Here is a 21,532-nt window from a genome sequence, read left to right as displayed (position 1 = left end):
AAAGCATTATTAAACTCTTAAAAGGATTTATACACATTTATAAAACCTTAAAAGCACCACAAAAATTCTATGTGGTGCTTCTAAATAATACTATACACATCATTTTGATGAGTTGCATGCGAATATTATTCCAATGCAAAACTATTTAGGTGCTATCACCATCATCATTTGCCGGCCTTCAAGCTTTGGCTCCAATTCGATTTTGGCAATTTCACTTGTATCTTCTTTCACACGCTGAAGAAGCTTTAATCCAAGATCTTGGTGAGCCATCTCACGACCACGAAAACGCAAAGTAATCTTTACTTTATCACCATGATCAATAAAGCGATGAACAGCCTTGAGTTTGACTCCATAATCATGGACATCAACATTTGGGCGCATCTTAATCTCTTTGATTTCGATGACTTTTTGCTTCTTACGTGTTTCAGCAGCTTTTTTTTGGGTTTGATATTTTAATTTTCCCAAATCGATGATTTTACATACAGGTGGCTCCGCATTTGGTACAATTTCAACCAAATCAAGTCCCGCATCTGCAGCCATAGCAAGAGCTTCTTGTATCGCAACGACTCCCTGATGTTGTCCCTCATCATTGATAAGCTGAACATGAGGTACCCGAATATCCTGATTTGAACGTGGTCCGTCTTTTTGGGTAGGTGTCATTTTAAACGGTTTACGAATGGTTTATGCTCCTTAAATTTTGATTCAACTACAGTTAATTTAATATACAATTATGCACCTAAAAACAACTATAATTCGTGTTATTTTCATTATTTGATTTATTACTTTTTGGAATGATTTAGATTATAAAAGTTTTTCTCTTAATTTAAAGAAATTGTTTTATGGAGGATAAAGAATCATGGATCAAAATATTCCTTGCCAGTTTTTTTCGTTTGAGAACACCGCACTTGCGGTACGCTATCGCAAGGGGCGCCAATCTCCAGGTTTGGTTTGGCTTCCTGGCTATCAATCCGATATGTTGGGAAGTAAGGCAACATTAGTTGATCAGTTTGCTCAGCAGAATGATTTATCTTGTTTACGTTTTGATTATTCTGGACATGGAGAATCTGAAGGTGATTTTTTTCAAGGAACAATTTCGCGTTGGGTTGAGGAAAGCTTAGCGGTTTTTGAAACCTATTGTGAGGGGCCGCAAATTTTGGTTGGTTCCTCTATGGGGGGGTGGATTGCGCTAAAGCTTGCTATGATGCTAGCACAAAAAAATAAGAAGCTTGCTGGCATGATATTGATTGCTCCAGCGCCTGATTTTACACAAACATTGGTAGAACCAAAATTAGGCCCAGAAGAATGGAAAATTTTGGAAGAAAAAGGCTATATTGAACGACCTGCTGTTGGTGATACAGAGCCAATGCCCTTTACAAAAACATTGATTGAAGATGGACGCGAAAATTGTGTTATGAAAGGATGCATTGATGTTGGGTGTCCAGTTCATATTCTACAAGGGATGGAAGATGAAGAGATACCCTATCAGCATACATTGACTTTACTTGATCATTTACCTCTCCATGATGTAACATTGACACTTGTTCGTGATGCAGATCATCGCTTTTCTCGTCCACAAGATTTAGATTGCCTTGAAACAGTATTGAGATCTTTTATTAATCAGATTAATGCAAAATAAGGGGTGCATTTATTTATTAATGATGAAGATAAGAATATATGAGCATTTCTGAACAACATTTTATTTTTTCTGATCGCTCTGTACCTGTACGGGTGCAGGAAAATAAGCACGCGCGCCGTCTTACCTTACGTATTGATGCCAGAAGTCAGGAGATTTGTGTAACAACACCACCAACGATAAATCTCTATGCTGTTGAAAATTTTATTGAAAAACATCGTTCTTGGATAGAGTCACGTCTTGCGCGTGTACAAATCTCTCCTGAAAATACTTCTCTAAAAGAGGGAGCGATGATTCCTTTATTAGGTGTTTCCCATACCATAAAGCATAGAGAGGGACGTGGGATAACAGAAATTATTACAGCAGATGCAGAACAAGGACCTAAAATTATTGTTTATGGTCAATTAGAATATCTTCCAAGACGCGTTGCTGACGTTTTGAAAAAACAAGCAGCACTTATTATAACACCTTTGGTGGCGCATTATGCTCATAAGGTGGAGCGTAAAGTCAAATCAATTTGTTACAAAGATACGAAAAGTCGTTGGGGGTCTTGTTCAATAGATAAGCGCCTTTCTTTTTCTTGGCGCCTTGTTATGGCACCCAAAGAAGTTGTTGAATATGTTGTTGCCCACGAAGTTGCTCATCTTGTTGAAATGAATCACGGACCAAGATTTTGGGCTCTTTGTGAAGAACTATGTCCTGATAGTAAAACGTATCGTGCTTGGTTGAAGGAAAATGCTCATAGATTGCAAGCAATTAATTTTGATTCATATAAATTAGAGGCGTAAAAAACTTTCAAATGAAGACAACATTTAACGGAACTTTTTGTTGAGTGTTTTGTTGAATGTGTGCTTGCTCATGCATAATGAGGAAGCCATTGAAGCTCTCAGCACGATTGTTCTCCCCTGCTTGGTTTGCTGAGTGTCTTCAATGTTTTGCTTTATCTTTTTTGTAATTCAGCGTAATAACCCTAAGTTCCGATGACTTATAAAAAAATGGGAAGGTTTTTTATGTCTGTTCTTACAGATCCACTTCAGCTATTACAGGCACTTATTCGTTGTCCTTCTGTTACACCTCATGAAGCAGGGGCTTTATCAACTTTGGAACAATTTTTGAAAAAAATGGGATTTCACGTCGATCGCCCTGTTTTTACGGATAAAAATACAGATAATGTTGAAAATCTTTATGCAAAAATGGGAAGTGAAGGACCCCATCTTATGTTTGCGGGTCATACGGATGTCGTACCGCCAGGCGCATTGGAAGATTGGACTTATCCACCTTTTGAAGCTGTTATAGATCAGGGGAAATTATATGGGCGGGGTGCTGTTGATATGAAGGGTGGTATCGCTTGTTTTATTGCGGCTCTAGCGCGAGTTCTTGAGAAACGACCCATTAAAGGAAGGGTAAGCCTTTTAATTACTGGTGATGAAGAAGGACCTGCCGTTAATGGTACGGTAAAACTTCTCAAATGGGCAGAAAAAAAAGGCGAAAAATGGACTGCGGCTCTTGTGGGAGAACCAACAAGCGTAAAGACTGTTGGTGATATTATCAAAATTGGTCGCCGCGGATCGATTTCTGGTGTCATTACCGTGAAGGGTCGCCAAGGTCATGTTGCTTTTCCAGAGAGGGCTGCCAATCCCTTACCTTTGGCAAGTAAGCTTATTCAAGCATTGACACAAACCGTTTTAGATAAAGGGACAGAGAATTTTCAACCGAGTAATTTAGAACTAACAACCATCGATACTGGTAACTTGGCAGTCAATGTTATTCCAGCGCAGACAACGGTTCGTTTTAATATACGCTACAATGATCTTTGGACAAAAGAAACACTGATGGAGGAAATTGAAAAGCGCCTTGCTTTGGTGCAAGCAAAAAACAATAGTGATCAATATCCCTCTTATCAGCTTGAATGGATTCCAAGTTTAGGGGATGTTTTTTTGACTAAAAATGATAAACTCATTCAAACTTTATCCAATGCTATTAAAAGTGTAACAGGGAGTATACCAGAATGTTCTACTTCTGGTGGTACTTCAGATGCGCGATTTATTAAGGATTATTGCCCAGTGGTTGAATTTGGCTTACCAGGGCAAACGATGCATATGGTAGATGAGTGTGTATCTCTTGAAGCCGTGGAAACTCTTACTACTATTTATGAGCGTTTTATTATTGAATTTTTTGCATAAAGAAATGATTGCTGGTTCAAAAATACCTTTATCTTGTTGTGCCATAAGATATTGCCATTTAAGGTGTGGTGATACGAGATTCGTAAAACTTAATATATTAAATAGTTTTAGAGTGTATGGTGAGTATTCTTAAGTTGAGATTCTTGCCTGTAGAGTCTTTCGTTAAATGAATCTCATGAGTGGAAAGTCAAGTAGAATCTGTTTTAAGGAGCAGAACTGTGCGACAAGATTGTGTTAAAAATATTTGTCCTTTAAGATGTAGGGGGAAGTTAACACGCAAGCATATATGGAAAACAATGAACAGTTATATCACCAATTGTATGATGACAGATTGAAGCCACAAAGATATACAAAAATACGTTGCTGTTGCAAAAAGTTCGTACAACGTAAATGCATTCATTCATACCACATGTCTTAATATGATTTCTGCATGTTCATAAAATGCTTTCCTTGTTTCAATGAACTTCTCTTAAAATAAAGCCTATAGAAATACGCTTCAAGTTTATTTTATCCATATATTTTGCCATGCTCTTTTTACTCCAAAGAACCTTTATTGTAGAAAAAATCATTATGAGATAGAAAGTAAGCTTATCCAATCAGCTTTAATATTTTTGATGATAAAGATATATAGAAATTCTTCTATAGCATCACATTGACTTTTTTAGCCAAGGATTGTCCTATATTATTATTTTCAATTAGTTATAAAATAACCTTAAAGGACGTGTATAGATACCCATAAGCATGTACACATACAAGTAAGATGATATGCAACAAATACCATTTTGCTCGCCAACGAAGCAATGCCGATTCATATTTAGTATATTTGTGATTTTATGGCATTGTGTGTTTAATAAAATTCGTGATTTTGCTGTTACCTATAAATTAATATCCAGCACACAACGGCATGTCTCAAATATTGGTTCACAATTTTCTTTGTTACAACAGTTTTTATATGTCAGGGTGAGATAAAATGTTGCATGTATATCTGTTTTTGTAATCTCTTAAGATACATCACATTGATTTATAAGAATAATTCATTGTTTTGCATGTTGGGTAAGAGCCCTAATATTCGAGGATTCTCTCATTTCAAACCTGTTTATCTTAAATCAATCAATCATTTGCTTGCACATAACAAGCGAGATGAGTGTGTGGGTAAAAACTATAGAAGAAAGGAATACAAATGTCTCTTATGAACCGTCTCAAGTGCCAAGGGCCATCGCAACACCCACGAGCTGGCAAAGTTATGTGATGGTGCTCGGCTTTGCTTCTTCACAAGCAGATATACAGTCTCATTGAGGGAGGATATAAAAGCATAAAGGTGAAAATAAACGTACCTTTTTACTATCCTTTTTCATGCGATTTTACAGTTTTCAAAAGGATCTAGAGTAATATCTTTTAAATAATAGAGATTGTTTCATGTTTATGTCTCTGGTTCTTTAATAGTGCCACGATCTCATAAAGAACAAAAATCATCGTGTTATATATTCATGTGCTTGTTTTAAAGAAATTTTCTCAATGTTTATCACATTCGTGCTACAATGGTTCTTATGAATAGTGTAATATAGAATTTTCCGTGAAGTGTATAAAGTCTATAGTATTTCATCATCTTTGCGCTTATGAAAAAAGCTAGACCACTATACACTTTCCAGCTCAAAATATTGCGATATCTTTCATTTGAGAGTGTTCATAAAAGGTATTTTGCCTCTTTTTTATAGTTTTTATCCACATTCCCTATTTTTAAGGTGTAAGCGAATGGTTGTAATTAATTGACTATAAACAGATTTAAAATAAGGGAATCTTACAATATTTTAGTCTCGCTTTTGCTATAAAAAATGATCATTATGACTAAAATCAATATGTTTTTATGGAAAATTTAGTTTGCGAGCTGGCTGATGATGTGATTAAGAACAATACGTCCTTTGGCTGTTGCTTTTAAGCGTTGGTTATCGACCATTTCTATCAATTCTTGGTGTTGTAACTCGATCAGTTTTTCCATAGGGATGCGTTTGGGACTTAAGGTTTCATAGCGTATAAGTTCTAAGCCTTCGCATAGGCGTAACCCCATAAGGAGCATTTCATTTGCCTGTTGCTCAGGGGTTAATTGTTCTGTTTCAATACAGCCATGTCCTGTTGTTTCTACCAAATTAAGCCACTGTTCGGGATGCTTTTCATTTATTGTGACATAACGTTCACGGTTTTTAAGGTGTGATAATGATGTTTTTGAACAGGAAGAGGAATGATTTGGTGCATACTCAATGAAACGTCCATGTGCTCCTGGACCAAAGCCTGCATACTGGTGATAACGCCAATAAAGAAGATTATGTGCTGATTCAGCACCGGGCATGGCGTGGTTTGAAATTTCATAGGCAGGAAGTCCACGCAGTGCTGTTATTTCTTGGGTAAGATGATACAGATCTGCTGCTAGCTCTGATGGGGGGAGGATAAGTTTTCCTGCATCATGAAGGCGTTTAAAGGCGGTTCCTTCTTCGATCGTTAATTGATAAAGAGAAAGATGGTCTGCTGCCAAATCAATTGCTTGGGAAATTTCAGATTTCCATTCTTCGAGAGTTTGTTCGGGGCGGGCATAAATGAGATCAAAGGATAAACGTGGAAAAATTTGTCGTGCTAAAGCAATGGCACAAAGAGCTTGTTCCACATTATGGAGTCGTCCAAGTTTTCGCAATGCTTTATCATTAAGCGCTTGTATACCTAAAGATAAGCGATTAACACCTGCTGCACGGTATCCACGAAAGCGCTCTGCTTCCACACTGGATGGGTTAGCTTCTAATGTAATTTCAACTTTATCATCGACTATCCACTTTTTGGCAAGTGCTTGCAATAGGGCATCAACAGTTTGCGGCTCCATAAGGGAAGGGGTTCCCCCACCAATAAAAATACTTGTAATATGGCGTGGGCCTATTTTGGGGTATTGCGTTTCTATTTCGCGCTCAAACGCGGTGACAAAACGTGGTTGATCAACACCATGGATGCGAACATGTGAATTAAAGTCACAATAAGGACATTTAGCTGCACAAAAGGGCCAATGAATGTAAATGCCAAAAGGTTCATTCATGAGAATGTCAAAAGGTTTTTTGCCAAAAGTTTGAAAGCACGTGCGCGATGTGAAAGAGGGGGAATGTCATTGCGTTTCCAGCCATGTTTTTGCTCTGTTGACATTTCTCCAAAGGTATTTTCATATCCATCTGGTAAAAAAATAGGGTCAAAGCCAAAGCCTTTATCTCCTCGTGGAGGCCAAACGAATGTTCCTTCAACACATCCGCGGAAGTAATCTGCATGAGCATCAGGCCATGCAATGCAAATGACGGATATAAAACGGCATTTTCGTTGGCTTTTTTCTTTCGCTCCGACTTTTTGGAGTTTATTTTCTATTTTTTCCATAGCTTTTGGAAAATTACGTGTACCATCGGTTTGAATCGTCCAATCAGCTGTATAAACGCCTGGCGCACCATCCAATGCATCTACCTCTAATCCTGAATCATCAGACAGGGCAGGAAGTCCTGTCTTTTTTGCTGCTGAAAAAGCTTTGATATAGGCATTTTCTTCAAATGTTATTCCTGTTTCTTTTGGTTCTGGCAAGCCAAGCTCTTTTGCAGATTGTATTATTAAACCGAAAGGCGCAACCAAAGTAGTGATTTCATGCAATTTACAAGTGTTATGTGTAGCAATGACAAGTTTTTTATCTGTTATGTTTCTCATATAGATTTCTCCAAAAATGCAAGAGGAACTATTTCTGTGCTAAAAACCGGCTTAAATGCTCATATACACATATTCTGCTCGATTTTACATGATACGACCTTTTCTACATGTTTTATGATATTTTATTCAAATAAATTTTTTGTATTTTATGAAGATAACGATTGAAAAAGATACGAAAGACATGCCTTTTTCATGATAGCATTTTTACGGAAAATATCTAATTTTCTACTTGCTCTAAAGGACGAAAATTCTACTTACATTGGTTTTTGAACAATACAGTTTCTCTTAGCACGTCGCTACAGCAGACTACTTCTACAGCCCTCTGTCTTAAATATCCATCACATAACTCTAACAAACACTACCCAATGCATAATTATATGCCTTATATCATTGCTTTAAAAGATGGTATTTTATGGCTCAATAAGATAATATAGACTATTTGACCAACCCTTAGTAAAACTTATATAAGAGAAGAGTTTTTTAAGTAGTGAAACAATTGTGATGAAGCACAAAACTATTGATAATGAACTAAAATATCTTGATGAACGTTCGCGTGATATTTTTCGCCATATTGTTGAAGCTTATCTTAATGATGGAGAACCTGTAGGGTCACGTAATCTTTCGCGGCTTTTGCAACAGACATTATCACCTGCGACGATTCGTAACGTGATGAGTGATCTTGAACATCTTGGTTTGATTTATGCACCGCATGTTTCTGCGGGGCGAATGCCGACACAATCAGGTTTGCGCTTTTTTGTTGATGCCTTTATGGAAGCGGGTGATTTGCCAAATGAGGAGAGAGAAAATATTGAAATGCAAGTCAAAGAGGCTGGTCATGTGCAATCGGTTGAACATTTTCTTGTTCAAGCAAGCCGTGTTCTTTCAGATCTTTCACGTGGGGCAGGGCTTGTTCTAGCAACAAAACAAGAAGGAACATTGAAACATATTGAATTTGTGCGTCTTGATAGGGAGCATGCTCTTGCTGTTTTGGTGACTCAACAAGGTGAAGTTGAAAATCGTATTGTTCATTTACCCGAAGGGGTTACCCATGCACAATTGACAGAAGCAATGAATTTTCTTAATGCCCATATTCAAGGGCGCACACTAAGTGAAGCTAAAGGGGAAATAGCCCGCTTATGCGCAGAAACACGGGCTGCACTTGATGATTTATCGCATCATCTTGTTGAAACGGGATTAGCTCTTTGGGGAGGAGAAGATGCTGATCATAAAATACACCTCATTGTTCGCGGGCGCAGCAATTTGCTTGAAGATGTAAAAGCAGAAGAAGATTTAGAACGGTTGCGCCATTTGTTTGATGATCTTGAAACACGTGAGAGTATGGCACAGCTTCTTGATTTAACGGATGAAGGTTCGGGGGTTCGAATTTTTATTGGTTCAGAAAATAAGCTATTTTCACTTTCTGGTTCTTCTTTAGTTGTAGCACCTTATCGTGATTCACAACAAAGAGTCATTGGTGCTTTAGGCGTTATTGGTCCCACACGGCTTAATTATGCAAGGATTGTGCCCATGGTTGATTATACAGCTCAACTTGTGTCACAGTTATTGCGTTAAAACAATGCAGGTAAGTATTTGTGCTATAAAAGCTCATTATATTAATATACATCCATACCCCTTGATTTTTGTCTGTAAAATTTCGATATCGAGAATAACAAATCTTATGAAGGAATAAAATTTTTATGTCTGATGAAAAAAACAAATTTACTGACGCTTCATTTGAAAATTGCGATTTAAAAAATTCAGCAGATCGTAATACACTTAAACAAGCGGCCGATGAATTTTTAAAAACACATAAAACAGAATCACACGGAGACGTTGAAGAAGAAGGCAATGAGATCAGTGATCCTTTAGCATCTTTGCAGGATGAAAATAAAGAACTGAAAGATCAGCTTTTACGTCTTGCTGCAGATATGGAAAATCTTCGACGTCGTACTGCGCGTGATGTGGCAGATGCGAGAACTTATTCTATTGCTAATTTTGCACGGGATATGTTATCTGTTTCTGACAATCTCAATCGTGCTTTGGAAGCGATTCCAGAAGGTGCACGGGAGAGTGATACTGGTTTGAAATCATTGGCAGAAGGCGTTGAAATGACTGAACGTGTCATGATGTCAGCGCTAGAACGTCATGGGGTGCAAAAAATTCATCCAGAGGGGCAAAAGTTTGACCCTCACTTTCATCAAGCGATGTTTGAAATTTCTAACGCTGATGTTCCAGATAATACTGTTCAACAAGTTGTTCAGGCAGGTTATATTATTGGAGAGAGAGTGCTACGTCCAGCTATAGTGGGTGTAGCCAAAGGAGGAGCAAAAGAAACTTCTGTTGAAGATGATTCGGCTTAAAATACATCAATAACAAGTTTCCAATGTAAAATGCAGCATTCTCTGCAATTTCGCATGTGTGGGATTTTTCTCAATCAAAGAGCTTTAAAGGGTGTTATAAACACCCTTTTATCTTTGAAGCGCCCAACTTCCTTTTACAAGATATACAGCATTGCTTGAGGGGGATGGCGATGACAATAAAACAAAATGATCGACCTCAAAAGGATAAAATGAAGAATTCCTTCGAAAGAACAGATAAGGAACAAGGTCTTCAGGTTTAGTATCGATTAGTCGCGCAAGAGTAATATGCGGAGTAAATTGCCTTTCATCAGGCTTTAACTCTAATTTATTTCGGATATATTGCATCTTTTTATGTAAAAGATTGAGAGCTTCACAAGGTTTAACGCGAAGAACAAGAGAGGGAGAAGCATTTTCTGAACCAAAAATATCAAAACCCTCTATTTGTAGCATAAAAGGAGGAAGCTTTATTGTATCAAAGGCGTACATAAGTGTTTTTGCTGTAGTACTTTCAATTTTACCAAAAAAAGATAAAGTGATATGAAAATTTTGCGGGTTAATCCACTGCGCATTTGGTAAGCCATTTTGCAATGATACAAGTTGTTGGATCGTTTGTTGAGGAATCTGAAGAGCACCAAATAGACGGTCCATAATGTTATCTTCTTTATAAGAAAAGATGCTACTGCTAAGCGCAATAAATGAGAACCGAATTCTACCATAGAAGATAAGGCAATAATATAGAAAAAATATCTAAAAATGCTCACCATAATTATGAATGGACAAAGCTTATTCGTTTTAAGAAAATGGTTATGATACCAATAAGAATTGCATTTTCATGATCTGCATCACAAGAATGGGCAATGGAAGATTACTTGTGCACTATAAAGGCTATAAAGTTAGCAAAAAATAAGAAAAACCGATAGATTTCTGATATGCGAAATTATCCTATTATGCCGTAAAACACCGTTGTTTAGAGCAGTGATATAAGGCATTATAAGCTTTATATATTAAATGTTTTTAGACTATCGTGATCAGTATTTTAAGGCAGGGCTTGCCCGGAGAGCCTATGAAATGGACTACATGAGTAGTTAGCAGGAGGAACCCGCCGAAAGAAGCTGGACTGTTGATAGGCCAGTGGCTGGTAAGAAGCCCTATCCTTTGAGGTGTGGGGAGGAGGTCAATTTAACATTTTTTTAGCTTAAAATATATTCAGTACAAAGTGAAGAGTTCTCTTTTCTGTAAAGATTTAATTATACGATTAAGTTGGGGAATAGCTATAATACGCAAAACTATTCAAATTGGCCAAATAATATTAGGAGAAGAAGAAAAAATTTTGCATAACAAAATTACTACAAATATTTAACGTTTATGACAATTCTGCCAATCCATAGAGGATATGAATATTGTTATAAAAGTAGAAAAAACAATAAAAATTCAAATTAGTGATGGAAAATTTCTATTCTACAAGGATATTCATCCTTTTTATAGTCAGAGGTATTAATTTTCCTCTCCAAAATTGTTATTGATGAGCTTTTCAAGAGCATTAAGGGCATCTGTTGCTTCTGGTCCTGAAACATGAATGGTGAGGTTGCAACCAGATGAGGCTGCTAACATCATAAGTCCCATAATTGATGATCCGCCAACGATTTTTCCATCCTTTTCAACTTCAACAGTAACATTAAAATTGTCAACAGTTTGTACAAATTTTGCAGAAGCACGTGCATGCAACCCACGTTTATTACAGATATTGAAATGACGACTTATACATGGGGGGGTATCTTTGGAAAGCATTGGTATTTTATTATCCGCTATGAAATCATACTTGGCACATTAATATATTTACGTCCCGCTTCTTGTGCTATTCTTAACGCATCTGATAATGAAATATCAGGACATTTGCGAATAGAAATCAGTTTAATAAGCATGGGCAAATTAACACCCGCAATCATTTCAACGCGTCCTTTTTCAATAGCAGGAATAGCTATATTTGATGGTGTTCCACCAAACACATCTGTTAATATGATGACGCCATGATCTGTATCTGTATCGGTTACTGCGGCTATGATATCACCTCGGCGCTGATCTATATCGTCATCGGGATAAACGCATATTGTTGCGAACTTTTCTTGTGCTCCAACAACATGTTCCACGGCATGTAAAAATTCGACAGCCAGCTCACCGTGCGTTACAAGCACGAGTCCAATCATTTACGCAAACTCCTGTTAACTAATAAGATCCGACCATATTGGTGGGAAGGATATTTTACAAGGCTTTGTCTTGCTGCCAAGAAAAATTTGCAAAAAAAAGGCAAAAAATGTGATTTTTTTATTTTTAGAAAAAAATTAAACAGGTTTACGCCACATTTTTCTAAACAAGAATGCTTCAATAGCTTGACAAATGGCTGTACAATCGGCTTCACGAAGAGAGGGTAGTTTTAAAAGAGGAATGTGCAAATTTTCAAATTGAAAAGTTTTATTTGTGGAAAAACGTTCATATTCAGGACCGAGAGAAATAACACAATCGATAATTGTGTGTTTTTTAAATTCTATCATATAAAGACCAACACCACGAATCTCGATACCGCCCTCTAAGCTGTCAGGCGTGTACCCGTGAAGTTTTCCATTTTCCGCACGCAGCATTGTATAATCATCACTAACAAGTTTTGCTTCACGTTTTGACCACTCAGCACGGTCGATTAAAGAAAGGGTAAGGGTTGATTTTCCTGATCCCGATGGCCCTATAATTAACAGCCCCTTTTCACCCAGTTTAAGGCAATTTGCGTGGAGTATTTCACATTTTGTTTTCATGTCTTTTACTTTAGATAAAAGCTTTATTTTGCGAGGGGAAGTATAATAATAAAACGTGCACCGGTTTTATTCTTCCCAAGTGCGGGATCAATAATATTTTCGGCTGTAATTGTCCCATTATGGGCTTCGATGATTTGCCGACTAATAGAAAGACCAAGTCCAGAGTTTTGTCCAAAAGCATCTTCATTTGGTCGATCTGTATAAAAACGTTCAAAAATGCGTTCAATGTTTTCTGAACGAATACCTGGGCCATTGTCTTCAATGGTTAAAATAAGGGTTGAAGCATGACTTTTCATAGTGATGCAAATTTTGCCACGATCACGGGGAATAAAGGAACGTGCATTTTCAAGAAGATTTGAAATCACTTGTCCTAAACGGAGTTCATGTCCCAATACAAGATAGGCTTTTCCATGAGGACGTGGAATAATATTAAGGCTTACATCAATAGTTTGCGTATTACGGTATACTTCCTGAACTGCATGAACAAGACTTTCCAGCAGCGGTGTCATATCAACGATCTCTGCGGTTTCTCGTGCAAGTTCTGCATCGAGCCGCGATGCATCAGAAATATCCGTAATCAATCGATCAAGACGACGCACATCATGTTGAATAATTTCAAGTAATTTCTCTTGTGCTTCTTCATTTTTAGCTAGAGGGAGCGTTTCAACAGCACTGCGTAGAGAAGTGAGGGGATTTTTTAATTCGTGGCTTACATCAGCAGCAAAGCGTTCAATGGCTTCAATACGCATATAAAGCGCATTGGTCATATCACGAATAGAGGTTGAAAGGTGACCAATTTCATCTTCACGCATTGAAAAATCAGGAATTTCTACACGCTGATTATTGCCATTACGCACTCGATTAGCCGAGGCAGATAATTTACTTAATGGATGAGCAATCGTATGAGCTAAAAAGAGAGAAAGGACCAAAAGTACGCTGCCTACAACGGCAAAAACTTTAAAGATAACCAGTCTTTCACCCTTGACAATATTATCAATATCGGAGCCAGTGGTTGAAAGAAGAAGGGCTCCAACCACTGCGCGATAGCGTTGAACAGGAACGGCAACGGAAACAATTAATTGACCTTGTCTGTTGCGTCTTTTGGCGGTAGCAAGAGATCCGTTTAATGCGCGGTACACTTCTGGATAAGCAATACCGCTGGTTTTTGTTTGTTCTCTGTCCAGAGCAATACCTTTGCCATAAAAAATACGTGAATACCATGAAGTAAGGTGATCCCACATGTTTTGTTCTGTTTTTATTGGAGGTAAATCATAGCTAAAAACTTCTCCACTAGAATAAAGAACGCGTGAATCAAGAAGGAGAGTAGCATCACGATCATAGATACGTGCTCTTGTCGTTTTAGGTGTGATGAGACGCCGTAAAAGAGGGGCAACTTGTTCAGGGTTAATGGGGAAATCCCAAGAGTCGGTTGATTGAGGGGCGGGTGTAATGCTTTCTCCAGCCTGTAACTCTAAGAGCTTTTGGGGATCAATGAGGATAGAATTTGTATCTACGGTTGCAGAAGCAGCAATAGCCCCAGCGATAATTTTTCCTTGGGTACATAGACTTTTAATTTTTGCTTCAATTAAACCATCGCGAAATTGGTTAAGGTATAAAATGCCTGTAACCAGAACGGCAAGGGCAGCAATGTTTAATATAACAATGCGGCGTGTGAGACTGGAAAAAAGCAATTGTCTGAAGAGACGTTGTGTTTGAAGATGCAAACGAGCAAACATCAGAAATGGCGTTGAGGATATGCCGTTAGAGGCTGTTTTTTGTAGAGTTTTCAGTTGAGAATTGTTTGTCATCGATTTGATTGCCGTTCAAATTTTTGCGACAAAGTAGTTTTATACCTCGTGAAAACGATAACCTACACCATAAAGTGTTTCAATCATTGCAAAATCATCATCCACTTGTTTAAACTTTTTACGCAGACGTTTAATGTGACTATCAATGGTGCGATCATCTACGTAGACTTGATCACTATAGGCCGCATCCATTAAAGCATCACGACTTTTTACAACTCCTGGTCTTTGTGCTAGGGTTTGCAGAATCAAAAATTCTGTAACAGTTAGAATAACAGGTTTATCTTTCCATGTACAGGTGTGGCGTTCTTGATCCATCACAAGATCTCCACGTTTAAGAGAAGAGGTGGAAGCAGTTCCTGTAGAAGGCGGTTGGTTACGTGCATTGGAACGGCGTAAAATAGCTTTCACACGCTCAATAAGAAGACGTTGGGAGAAAGGCTTCGTAATAAAATCATCAGCGCCCATTTTGAGACCAAATAATTCATCAATTTCATCATCTTTAGAGGTCAGAAAAATAACTGGGAGATCAGATTTTTGACGCAAACGGCGCAAGAGCTCCATTCCATCCATTCGGGGCATTTTAATATCAAAAATAGCCAAGTGTGGGGGGTGAAGTGTGAGACCTTTGAGTGCAGATGCTCCATCTGTATAGCTTTCAACCCGATATCCTTCTGTCTCAAGCGCAAAAGATAGAGACGTCAGAATATTGCGATCATCATCAACAAGTACAATCGTTTGCGTGATTGTTGGTGTATCTTTCATGGTTTCTTAGACCTTTCTATTGCTGTGGTAGCAAATTACCCACACTTGTTTATATGGGAGTTCACATTTTTTTTGCAAAACAAATATGATACAAATTGTAGCAAAGTAAAAACCCTTTTGTCATTACTGTAAAATCTTGTTTTGCTTTCATAATTTATAATGTTTCTACGTCTATTAAGATCCCTTCGTTTGAGAGAAAATTTTCATAAAAGCTTTTTTTATCAAAGTTTAGTGCACAGTTTATTAGTGTCTTTGTCCCAGAATTGAACAGGTTTAGTTTTGATTGTTGAAGTTTAAAAAATCCGCCTATGTGTTTTAAGAGCAAAGAAAAGAATGTGGCGATATATACACAAAAATTTGTTTCTGTTACACGAAAGGAGGTCATAATGGGATTTTTTAATTTTATTAAAACTGTAGGGGAAAAGTTAGGTATTGGGGATCATGAACCAACAGAAAAAGACTTTAAGGCAGCATTTGATCATTTTCAACTCGGTACAGAAAAAGTAAATATTCAAGTTAAAGATGGCAAAGCTATTTTAAGCGGTGAGGTTCCAGATAGAGAAACACTTGAAAAAGCACTTCTTGTTGTTGGCAATTCACAAGGTATCTCTTCTGTAGATGTTGATCAATTAAAGGTTATAGATACGACGACTAGAAAGACTTCTCACTTTTATGAGGTTAAATCTGGTGATAATCTTTGGAAAATTGCTGAAGAAGTTTATGGAAAAGGGCAAGGTGATAAAAACACATTTATTTTTGAGGCCAATAAGCCAATGCTAAAATCTCCCGATAAAATTTATCCTGGGCAAGTTTTGCGTATTCCTGAAATTGACCATACTTAATTCATAAAAGGGATAATTTTGATTGATGGCATTAAACAAAACATAAGGAGCATGAAATTTTTTCATGCTCCTTATTTTTATAACATGTGTGTTTATAATAAAAGGAGTTTAATGAGCAGGAATGGATTTAGAAGGTGATATAGCTTTCATAGCATTTACAGAGAAATCAACATTAATGGTTCCTGCTTTTTCAAATGTCAATTTTGCACTAATTTTATCACCTAGCCTGAATGGTTGTGAAAGTCCCATAAACATAATGTGATCACCGCCAGGCTTAAGCGTAATTTCGCCATTTCCTGGAATTTCAATGCCATTGTGCATTTTTTCCATTTTCATAATATCATTAACAACTGCCATAGAGTGTATCTCTGTTGTTTTTACGCCGTTTGTTGAAATAGAAACCAAACGGTCTGGGGTATTACTATGATTAATAATGTAGAGATAACCGCTACCAACCCTTATACCTCTAGGTGTTTCTCGTGTCCAAGGATTGAGAATTTCTATGTCACCAAGTTGATATTGTTGAGCGTTTGCTGGCAGAATTATAGCAGAAAAGAGAAGAATACACACAATATTTATGATAACTTTTTTGTATGGATATTGTGCATGTATTGTATTCTTAAAGATGAGATTTATTATTTTCTTAATAATAGATGTCATCATTGATTCACCCTCCTTCATAAAATTCACATTTTAAATGTCCTTTTTTATTTTAGCAGAGTTCTCATTTAAAATAAAAGAGAGAATTATTAAACTTAAATTGATTTGAATATAAAAATAGAAATCATAGAATTTCAGGATTTTAAAAGAAGACAGTAAAGTTTACAACGACAAAAATTTCTCAACGTTTCCATATTTATCTTATAATATTATTTGTAAACAGTATAAAATTTATAGTGCATCACTATTTTTTTAATAGAGACAAACCAAACCGATCATATACTTTATCAAAGCTTAATATTGCGATATCTTTGTGCATTTTTATATGTTTTCAAATTTCAGAATTATACAAGTAAAAAAGCTTTTTAGGTGGGTTTAGAGCACAGCTTTCAGATAGCGGTGAACAATGAGGCCATTAGAAGGGGAGTTTTTGAGAGGAGATTGATAGAGAATGTCTTTACTGATATGCGTATTTGGAAAAGTACAGCTTAACATTATGAAGGAGTCTCGTAAAAAATAGCTTCATAAGATATGATGTCTATTTTAGTTTAAGGAAGGGTTATAATATTTATGATATAAGTTATTCGCCTTTAAGCGATATTTTTAAAAAGCTTTTATGTGAGTATCTTTTATTAAAGGTGGGAGATAAAGAACAAAAGTGCAATCACTCTTTTTATTTTTTAATTTTTATAGACAGATATATTTGTTGAGAATTGCAAGAAAAATATATTATAATCTCAAGTCTTTCATAAATATGGTATTTATAGGTCATTAGAGTGCCTATTTTAAAAGAAATTTTTTATTTTGGAGATGTTTCTCTCATTATTCTCTTGTAGCAATAAAAGCCTGTTCTTATATACGAGGCAGCAAGGCTTGTTGCGACTTGCAGTTTATTATTATTTTATGTTGCTTGAAGCAATATATGGGCTTTAAGTGTTATGAGGAGCTGTCTTAAAAAGATGCTTTATAAAGGTTGAGGTAGCTTGCTGAATGGAGATTATAATATGGCAAAAGTAATTGGTATTGATTTGGGGACAACGAACTCTTGTGTGGCTGTTATGGATGGCAAAAACGCAAAGGTTATCGAAAACTCAGAAGGAGCGCGAACGACACCTTCCGTTGTTGCTTTTACTGATGGGGGCGAACGGCTTGTTGGACAGCCTGCTAAACGGCAGGCGGTAACAAATCCTGAAGGGACAGTTTTTGCAGTTAAACGTTTAATAGGGCGTCGTTTTGATGACCCTATGGTTGAAAAAGATAAAGCACTTGTTCCTTATAAAATTGTTAAAGGTGACAATGGTGATGCATGGGTTGAAGAATCGGGTAAGAAATATTCTCCATCGCAAATTTCAGCTATGATTTTGCAAAAGATGAAGGAAACAGCTGAATCTTATCTTGGTGAAAAAGTTGAACAAGCGGTTATTACTGTTCCTGCTTATTTTAATGATGCACAACGTCAAGCGACAAAAGACGCTGGTAAAATTGCTGGACTTGAAGTTTTGCGGATTATTAATGAGCCAACTGCTGCTGCCTTAGCTTATGGTTTGGATAAAAAAGACGGGAAAACAATTGCTGTTTACGACCTTGGTGGTGGTACATTTGATATTTCAGTACTTGAAATTGGAGATGGCGTTTTTGAAGTTAAATCAACCAATGGGGATACGTTTTTAGGTGGTGAAGACTTTGATATGCGCTTGGTCGGTTATTTGGCAGATGAATTCAAAAAAGAGCAAGGGATTGATCTGAAAAATGATAAACTCGCTTTACAGCGCTTAAAAGAAGCAGCAGAAAAAGCAAAGATTGAGCTTTCTTCGTCACAGCAAACAGAAGTCAATTTACCATTTATCACGGCAGATCAATCAGGTCCCAAGCATTTAACAATGAAATTGACTCGGGCAAAATTTGAATCACTCGTTGATGATTTAGTACAGCGTACCATCGAGCCTTGTAAGGCTGCGTTGAAAGATGCTGGATTAAAGGCTGGTGAAATTGACGAAGTTGTTTTAGTGGGTGGTATGACACGTATGCCCAAGATTCAGGAAGTTGTGCAGAGATTCTTTGGTAAGGACCCACATAAAGGTGTTAATCCTGATGAAGTGGTTGCAATGGGCGCTGCCATCCAAGGAGGTGTATTGCAAGGCGATGTCAAAGATGTATTGCTGTTAGATGTAACACCTTTGTCTTTGGGTATTGAAACCTTAGGTGGGGTTTTCACACGCCTCATTGAGCGCAATACCACAATTCCAACGAAAAAATCGCAAGTTTTTTCGACAGCTGATGATAATCAAAGTGCTGTGACTATTCGCGTTTTCCAAGGTGAACGGGAAATGGCGAGTGATAATAAGTTATTGGCGCAATTTGATCTTGTTGGCATTCCACCAGCACCGCGTGGTATACCTCAAATTGAAGTTACTTTTGATATTGATGCGAATGGTATTGTTAATGTTTCTGCTAAGGATAAAGGAACTGGTAAAGAGCATCAAATTCGTATTCAGGCATCAGGTGGTTTAAGTGATTCTGATATTGAAAAAATGGTACAAGATGCGGAAGAGCATGCGGCTGAGGATAAAAAGCGCCGTGAAGGTGTTGAAGCCAGAAATCAAGCCGAAGCTCTTATTCATTCAACTGAAAAATCGCTTAACGAATATGGCGATAAAGTGTCAGTTGAACAAAAGGAACAGATTGAGAAAGCAATATCTGATTTGAAGTCTGCGCTTGAAGGTAGTGATACTGAAGAAATAACTACAAAGATGCAAAAATTAGCAGAAGTTAGTATGAAGTTGGGACAGGCTATGTATGAAGCTTCACAAGCAGAAACTGCTGATACTGAAACAGAGACAAAGAATGATGATGTTGTCGATGCTGATTTTGAAGAAGTTAATGATAAGAAGAAATAGTGTCAGCATATGTGTTGATTAATTTATAAACCCGGCCTTTGAAATATAAGGCTGGGCTTTGTTATTTGAGTGAGTTGCAACTTTGTTGCTAAAAATATAAATTAAAAGCAATATTATCCATAAAAATGGATGATAGAAAAATTATCAGGAATACATGATGAAGGTTGACTATTATGAAATTCTTGGCGTGACTCGAGAATGCGATGATAAAAAGTTGAAATCTGCTTTTCGTAAGTTAGCAATGCAATATCATCCTGATCGCAATGCGGGGGATAAAGAGGCAGAGCGAAAATTCAAAGAAATTGGCGAAGCCTATGAAGTTCTTAAAGACCCTCAAAAGCGTGCTGCTTATGATCGATTTGGTCACGCGGCTTTTGAAAACAGTGGTGGTCAAGGGGGAGCAAATCCCTTTAGTGGTTTTGCTGCTGGTGGTGGATTTGCTGATATTTTTGAAGACTTTTTTGGCGAAATTATGGGAGGTACCCACCGTAAGCGTGGTGATAGTCGTGAACGTGGTGCAGATTTGAGTTATAATATGGAAGTGACCTTAGAAGAGGCATTTTCAGGAAAAACAGCAGAAATTAATATTCCCAGTTCCGTCACATGCGATGTTTGTGAAGGATCAGGAGCGAGAAAGGGCTCTAAGCCACAGGTTTGTGGAACATGCCATGGATCTGGACGTGTGCGTGCTGCGCAAGGTTTCTTTTCTATTGAGAGAACATGTCCTACATGTCATGGACGGGGTGAAACTATTACCGATCCGTGCCCAAAATGTCAGGGGACAAGACGCATAGAAAAAAAACGTTCATTGAGCGTGAATGTTCCTGCTGGTATTGAAGATGGTACGCGTATTCGTCTTTCTGGTGAGGGTGATGCTGGTATTCGTGGTGGTCCCAATGGTGATCTTTATATTTTCCTTTCCGTTAAACTACATGAATTTTTTCAACGAGAAGGGGCAGATCTTCACTGTCGCGTTCCTATTTCAATGGTAACAGCTGCTTTAGGAGGAGAGTTTGAAGTTTCTGACCTTGAGGGTGTTAAAGCACGTGTTAAGATCCCAGAAGGAACACAAAATGGACGTCAATTCCGCCTTAAAGGCAAAGGAATGCCCATGTTACAGCGTCAGCAAGCAAGGGGTGATCTTTACATCCATATCACGATTGAGACACCGCAGAAATTAACGCAAGAGCAACGTGAATTGTTGCAAAAATTTGAAAAACTCTCAAATCATGAGAATTCACCGCAATCACACGGTTTTTTTTCTCGTATGAAAGAATTTTTTGAAAATATTTCTGGTTAGAATATGTGAATGTGCGTAGAATAAATTAGAAAGAACTTTGGGAAGGTTATTTTTTATTAAGCTTTCATTGTCTCTTTCATCTTTGAAAAGCTTTGTTCTTGAAAAGAAAGAGATAGCTAATTTAGAGTAAGCTCCCGCTACTGATGGTTTTGTACATTTTATGAGTTTTATGGATAAGTCTTATTTTTGAGTGTCTATGACATTTCAAAAAGGGTTTATCCATATAAGAACGCGATTGAGTGACGGATAATCAGTATTTCCAGTATCATAATAACTGCTTTTATGCATTCAGAGTTTTTTGTATTTCTTTTTAAAGGCTCTATAATAAAACTGTAAAATAGACAAGAGCTTACAAAGCAGCGCTCAATAAGCTGTTAGGCAATCCATCTTTTCAAATAAAGTATCAACTTCTTATAACCGATTTTATTTCTGGCATTTTCATAGCCTTAAACCATTGCTTTCCTTAAAATACGGGTTATTCTTATTCAAAATAACCTTTACATGCTTCATCTCAGCTTTTAGCAGTAATCATGTCTTTTTAGATTGCGGATTTAGTTTTGTATTTT

At 37.2% G+C, this 21,532-nt stretch carries 18 protein-coding genes; 8 read left to right on the top strand and 10 right to left on the bottom strand.

All coding sequences use genetic code 11. The features are described 5' to 3' along the window. Positions 1 to 141: 141 nt before the first annotated feature. Positions 142 to 660 (bottom strand): translation initiation factor IF-3, encoded by a 519-nt coding sequence (gene infC / locus ACFINC_RS00545; protein ID WP_026500140.1) that lies wholly within the window; start codon positions 658 to 660, stop codon positions 142 to 144. 196 nt (positions 661 to 856) lie between these two features. Here infC and ACFINC_RS00540 point away from each other — a divergent pair, with 196 nt between their 5' ends. The 3 genes from ACFINC_RS00540 (at position 857) to dapE (ending at position 3,816) form a co-directional block, all read left to right on the top strand. Further along, complete coding sequence (locus ACFINC_RS00540; RefSeq protein WP_375615631.1) at positions 857 to 1,636, top strand: alpha/beta hydrolase; 780 nt, start codon at positions 857 to 859, stop codon at positions 1,634 to 1,636. Positions 1,637 to 1,674: 38 nt separating this feature from the next. Then, complete coding sequence (locus tag ACFINC_RS00535; RefSeq protein WP_375615630.1) at positions 1,675 to 2,421, top strand: M48 family metallopeptidase; 747 nt, start codon at positions 1,675 to 1,677, stop codon at positions 2,419 to 2,421. Positions 2,422 to 2,643: 222 nt separating this feature from the next. Beyond that, positions 2,644 to 3,816, top strand: coding sequence for a succinyl-diaminopimelate desuccinylase (gene dapE / locus ACFINC_RS00530; RefSeq protein WP_375615629.1), 1,173 nt, complete (start codon positions 2,644 to 2,646; stop codon positions 3,814 to 3,816). A 1,873-nt stretch (positions 3,817 to 5,689) separates the two neighbouring features. Here the strand turns inward: dapE and hemW are convergent. Further along, positions 5,690 to 6,889, bottom strand: a complete 1,200-nt coding sequence (hemW, locus tag ACFINC_RS00525; RefSeq protein WP_375615628.1) for a radical SAM family heme chaperone HemW — start codon at positions 6,887 to 6,889, stop codon at positions 5,690 to 5,692. Then, positions 6,886 to 7,533 (bottom strand): RdgB/HAM1 family non-canonical purine NTP pyrophosphatase, encoded by a 648-nt coding sequence (gene rdgB, locus ACFINC_RS00520; protein ID WP_375615627.1) that lies wholly within the window; start codon positions 7,531 to 7,533, stop codon positions 6,886 to 6,888. The genes hemW and rdgB overlap by 4 nt, the downstream gene beginning before the upstream one ends. Positions 7,534 to 8,034: 501 nt before the next feature. Between rdgB and hrcA the strand changes: the two genes are divergently transcribed. Further along, positions 8,035 to 9,105 carry a heat-inducible transcriptional repressor HrcA gene (hrcA, locus tag ACFINC_RS00515; protein ID WP_375608972.1) on the top strand — a complete coding sequence of 357 codons (1,071 nt, stop codon included), beginning with the start codon at positions 8,035 to 8,037 and terminating at the stop codon, positions 9,103 to 9,105. Between the two features lie 125 nt (positions 9,106 to 9,230). Beyond that, positions 9,231 to 9,893 carry a nucleotide exchange factor GrpE gene (gene grpE, locus ACFINC_RS00510; RefSeq protein ID WP_375615626.1) on the top strand — a complete coding sequence of 221 codons (663 nt, stop codon included), beginning with the start codon at positions 9,231 to 9,233 and terminating at the stop codon, positions 9,891 to 9,893. A gap of 108 nt (positions 9,894 to 10,001) precedes the next feature. On the opposite strand, the gene thpR is transcribed toward grpE, so the two are convergent. From thpR to ACFINC_RS00480, 6 genes are all read right to left on the bottom strand, one after another. Further along, positions 10,002 to 10,541 carry an RNA 2',3'-cyclic phosphodiesterase gene (gene thpR, locus ACFINC_RS00505; protein ID WP_375615625.1) on the bottom strand — a complete coding sequence of 180 codons (540 nt, stop codon included), beginning with the start codon at positions 10,539 to 10,541 and terminating at the stop codon, positions 10,002 to 10,004. 846 nt (positions 10,542 to 11,387) lie between these two features. Continuing rightward, entirely contained in the window at positions 11,388 to 11,681 is a 294-nt protein-coding gene (locus tag ACFINC_RS00500) for an HPr family phosphocarrier protein (RefSeq protein ID WP_375615624.1), read from the bottom strand. A gap of 17 nt (positions 11,682 to 11,698) precedes the next feature. Next, the gene (locus ACFINC_RS00495; RefSeq protein WP_375608968.1) at positions 11,699 to 12,097 is read right to left on the bottom strand and encodes a PTS sugar transporter subunit IIA; all 399 of its coding nucleotides are present in this window, start codon (positions 12,095 to 12,097) and stop codon (positions 11,699 to 11,701) included. Between the two features lie 135 nt (positions 12,098 to 12,232). After that, the gene (locus tag ACFINC_RS00490) at positions 12,233 to 12,697 is read right to left on the bottom strand and encodes an HPr kinase/phosphatase C-terminal domain-containing protein (RefSeq protein ID WP_375615623.1); all 465 of its coding nucleotides are present in this window, start codon (positions 12,695 to 12,697) and stop codon (positions 12,233 to 12,235) included. Between the two features lie 23 nt (positions 12,698 to 12,720). Further along, positions 12,721 to 14,505 carry a stimulus-sensing domain-containing protein gene (locus tag ACFINC_RS00485; protein ID WP_375615622.1) on the bottom strand — a complete coding sequence of 595 codons (1,785 nt, stop codon included), beginning with the start codon at positions 14,503 to 14,505 and terminating at the stop codon, positions 12,721 to 12,723. 39 nt (positions 14,506 to 14,544) lie between these two features. Further along, positions 14,545 to 15,267 carry a response regulator transcription factor gene (locus ACFINC_RS00480; protein ID WP_375607942.1) on the bottom strand — a complete coding sequence of 241 codons (723 nt, stop codon included), beginning with the start codon at positions 15,265 to 15,267 and terminating at the stop codon, positions 14,545 to 14,547. 386 nt (positions 15,268 to 15,653) lie between these two features. Between ACFINC_RS00480 and lysM the strand changes: the two genes are divergently transcribed. Next, positions 15,654 to 16,109, top strand: coding sequence for a peptidoglycan-binding protein LysM (gene lysM / locus ACFINC_RS00475; protein ID WP_375615621.1), 456 nt, complete (start codon positions 15,654 to 15,656; stop codon positions 16,107 to 16,109). A 108-nt stretch (positions 16,110 to 16,217) separates the two neighbouring features. Here lysM and ACFINC_RS00470 read toward each other — a convergent pair whose 3' ends face one another. After that, entirely contained in the window at positions 16,218 to 16,772 is a 555-nt protein-coding gene (locus tag ACFINC_RS00470) for a copper chaperone PCu(A)C (RefSeq protein WP_375615620.1), read from the bottom strand. 1,001 nt (positions 16,773 to 17,773) lie between these two features. Between ACFINC_RS00470 and dnaK the strand changes: the two genes are divergently transcribed. Both dnaK and dnaJ read left to right on the top strand, forming a co-directional pair. Continuing rightward, positions 17,774 to 19,666 (top strand): molecular chaperone DnaK, encoded by a 1,893-nt coding sequence (gene dnaK, locus ACFINC_RS00465; RefSeq protein ID WP_375615619.1) that lies wholly within the window; start codon positions 17,774 to 17,776, stop codon positions 19,664 to 19,666. Between the two features lie 157 nt (positions 19,667 to 19,823). Further along, complete coding sequence (gene dnaJ, locus ACFINC_RS00460) at positions 19,824 to 20,966, top strand: molecular chaperone DnaJ (protein WP_375615753.1); 1,143 nt, start codon at positions 19,824 to 19,826, stop codon at positions 20,964 to 20,966. The last annotated feature ends 566 nt before the right edge of the window (positions 20,967 to 21,532 follow it).

The organism is Bartonella sp. AP58NXGY (genome assembly GCF_042195785.1).
GTDB lineage: Bacteria > Pseudomonadota > Alphaproteobacteria > Rhizobiales > Rhizobiaceae > Bartonella.
This window is presented reverse-complemented; position numbering and strand designations above follow the sequence as displayed.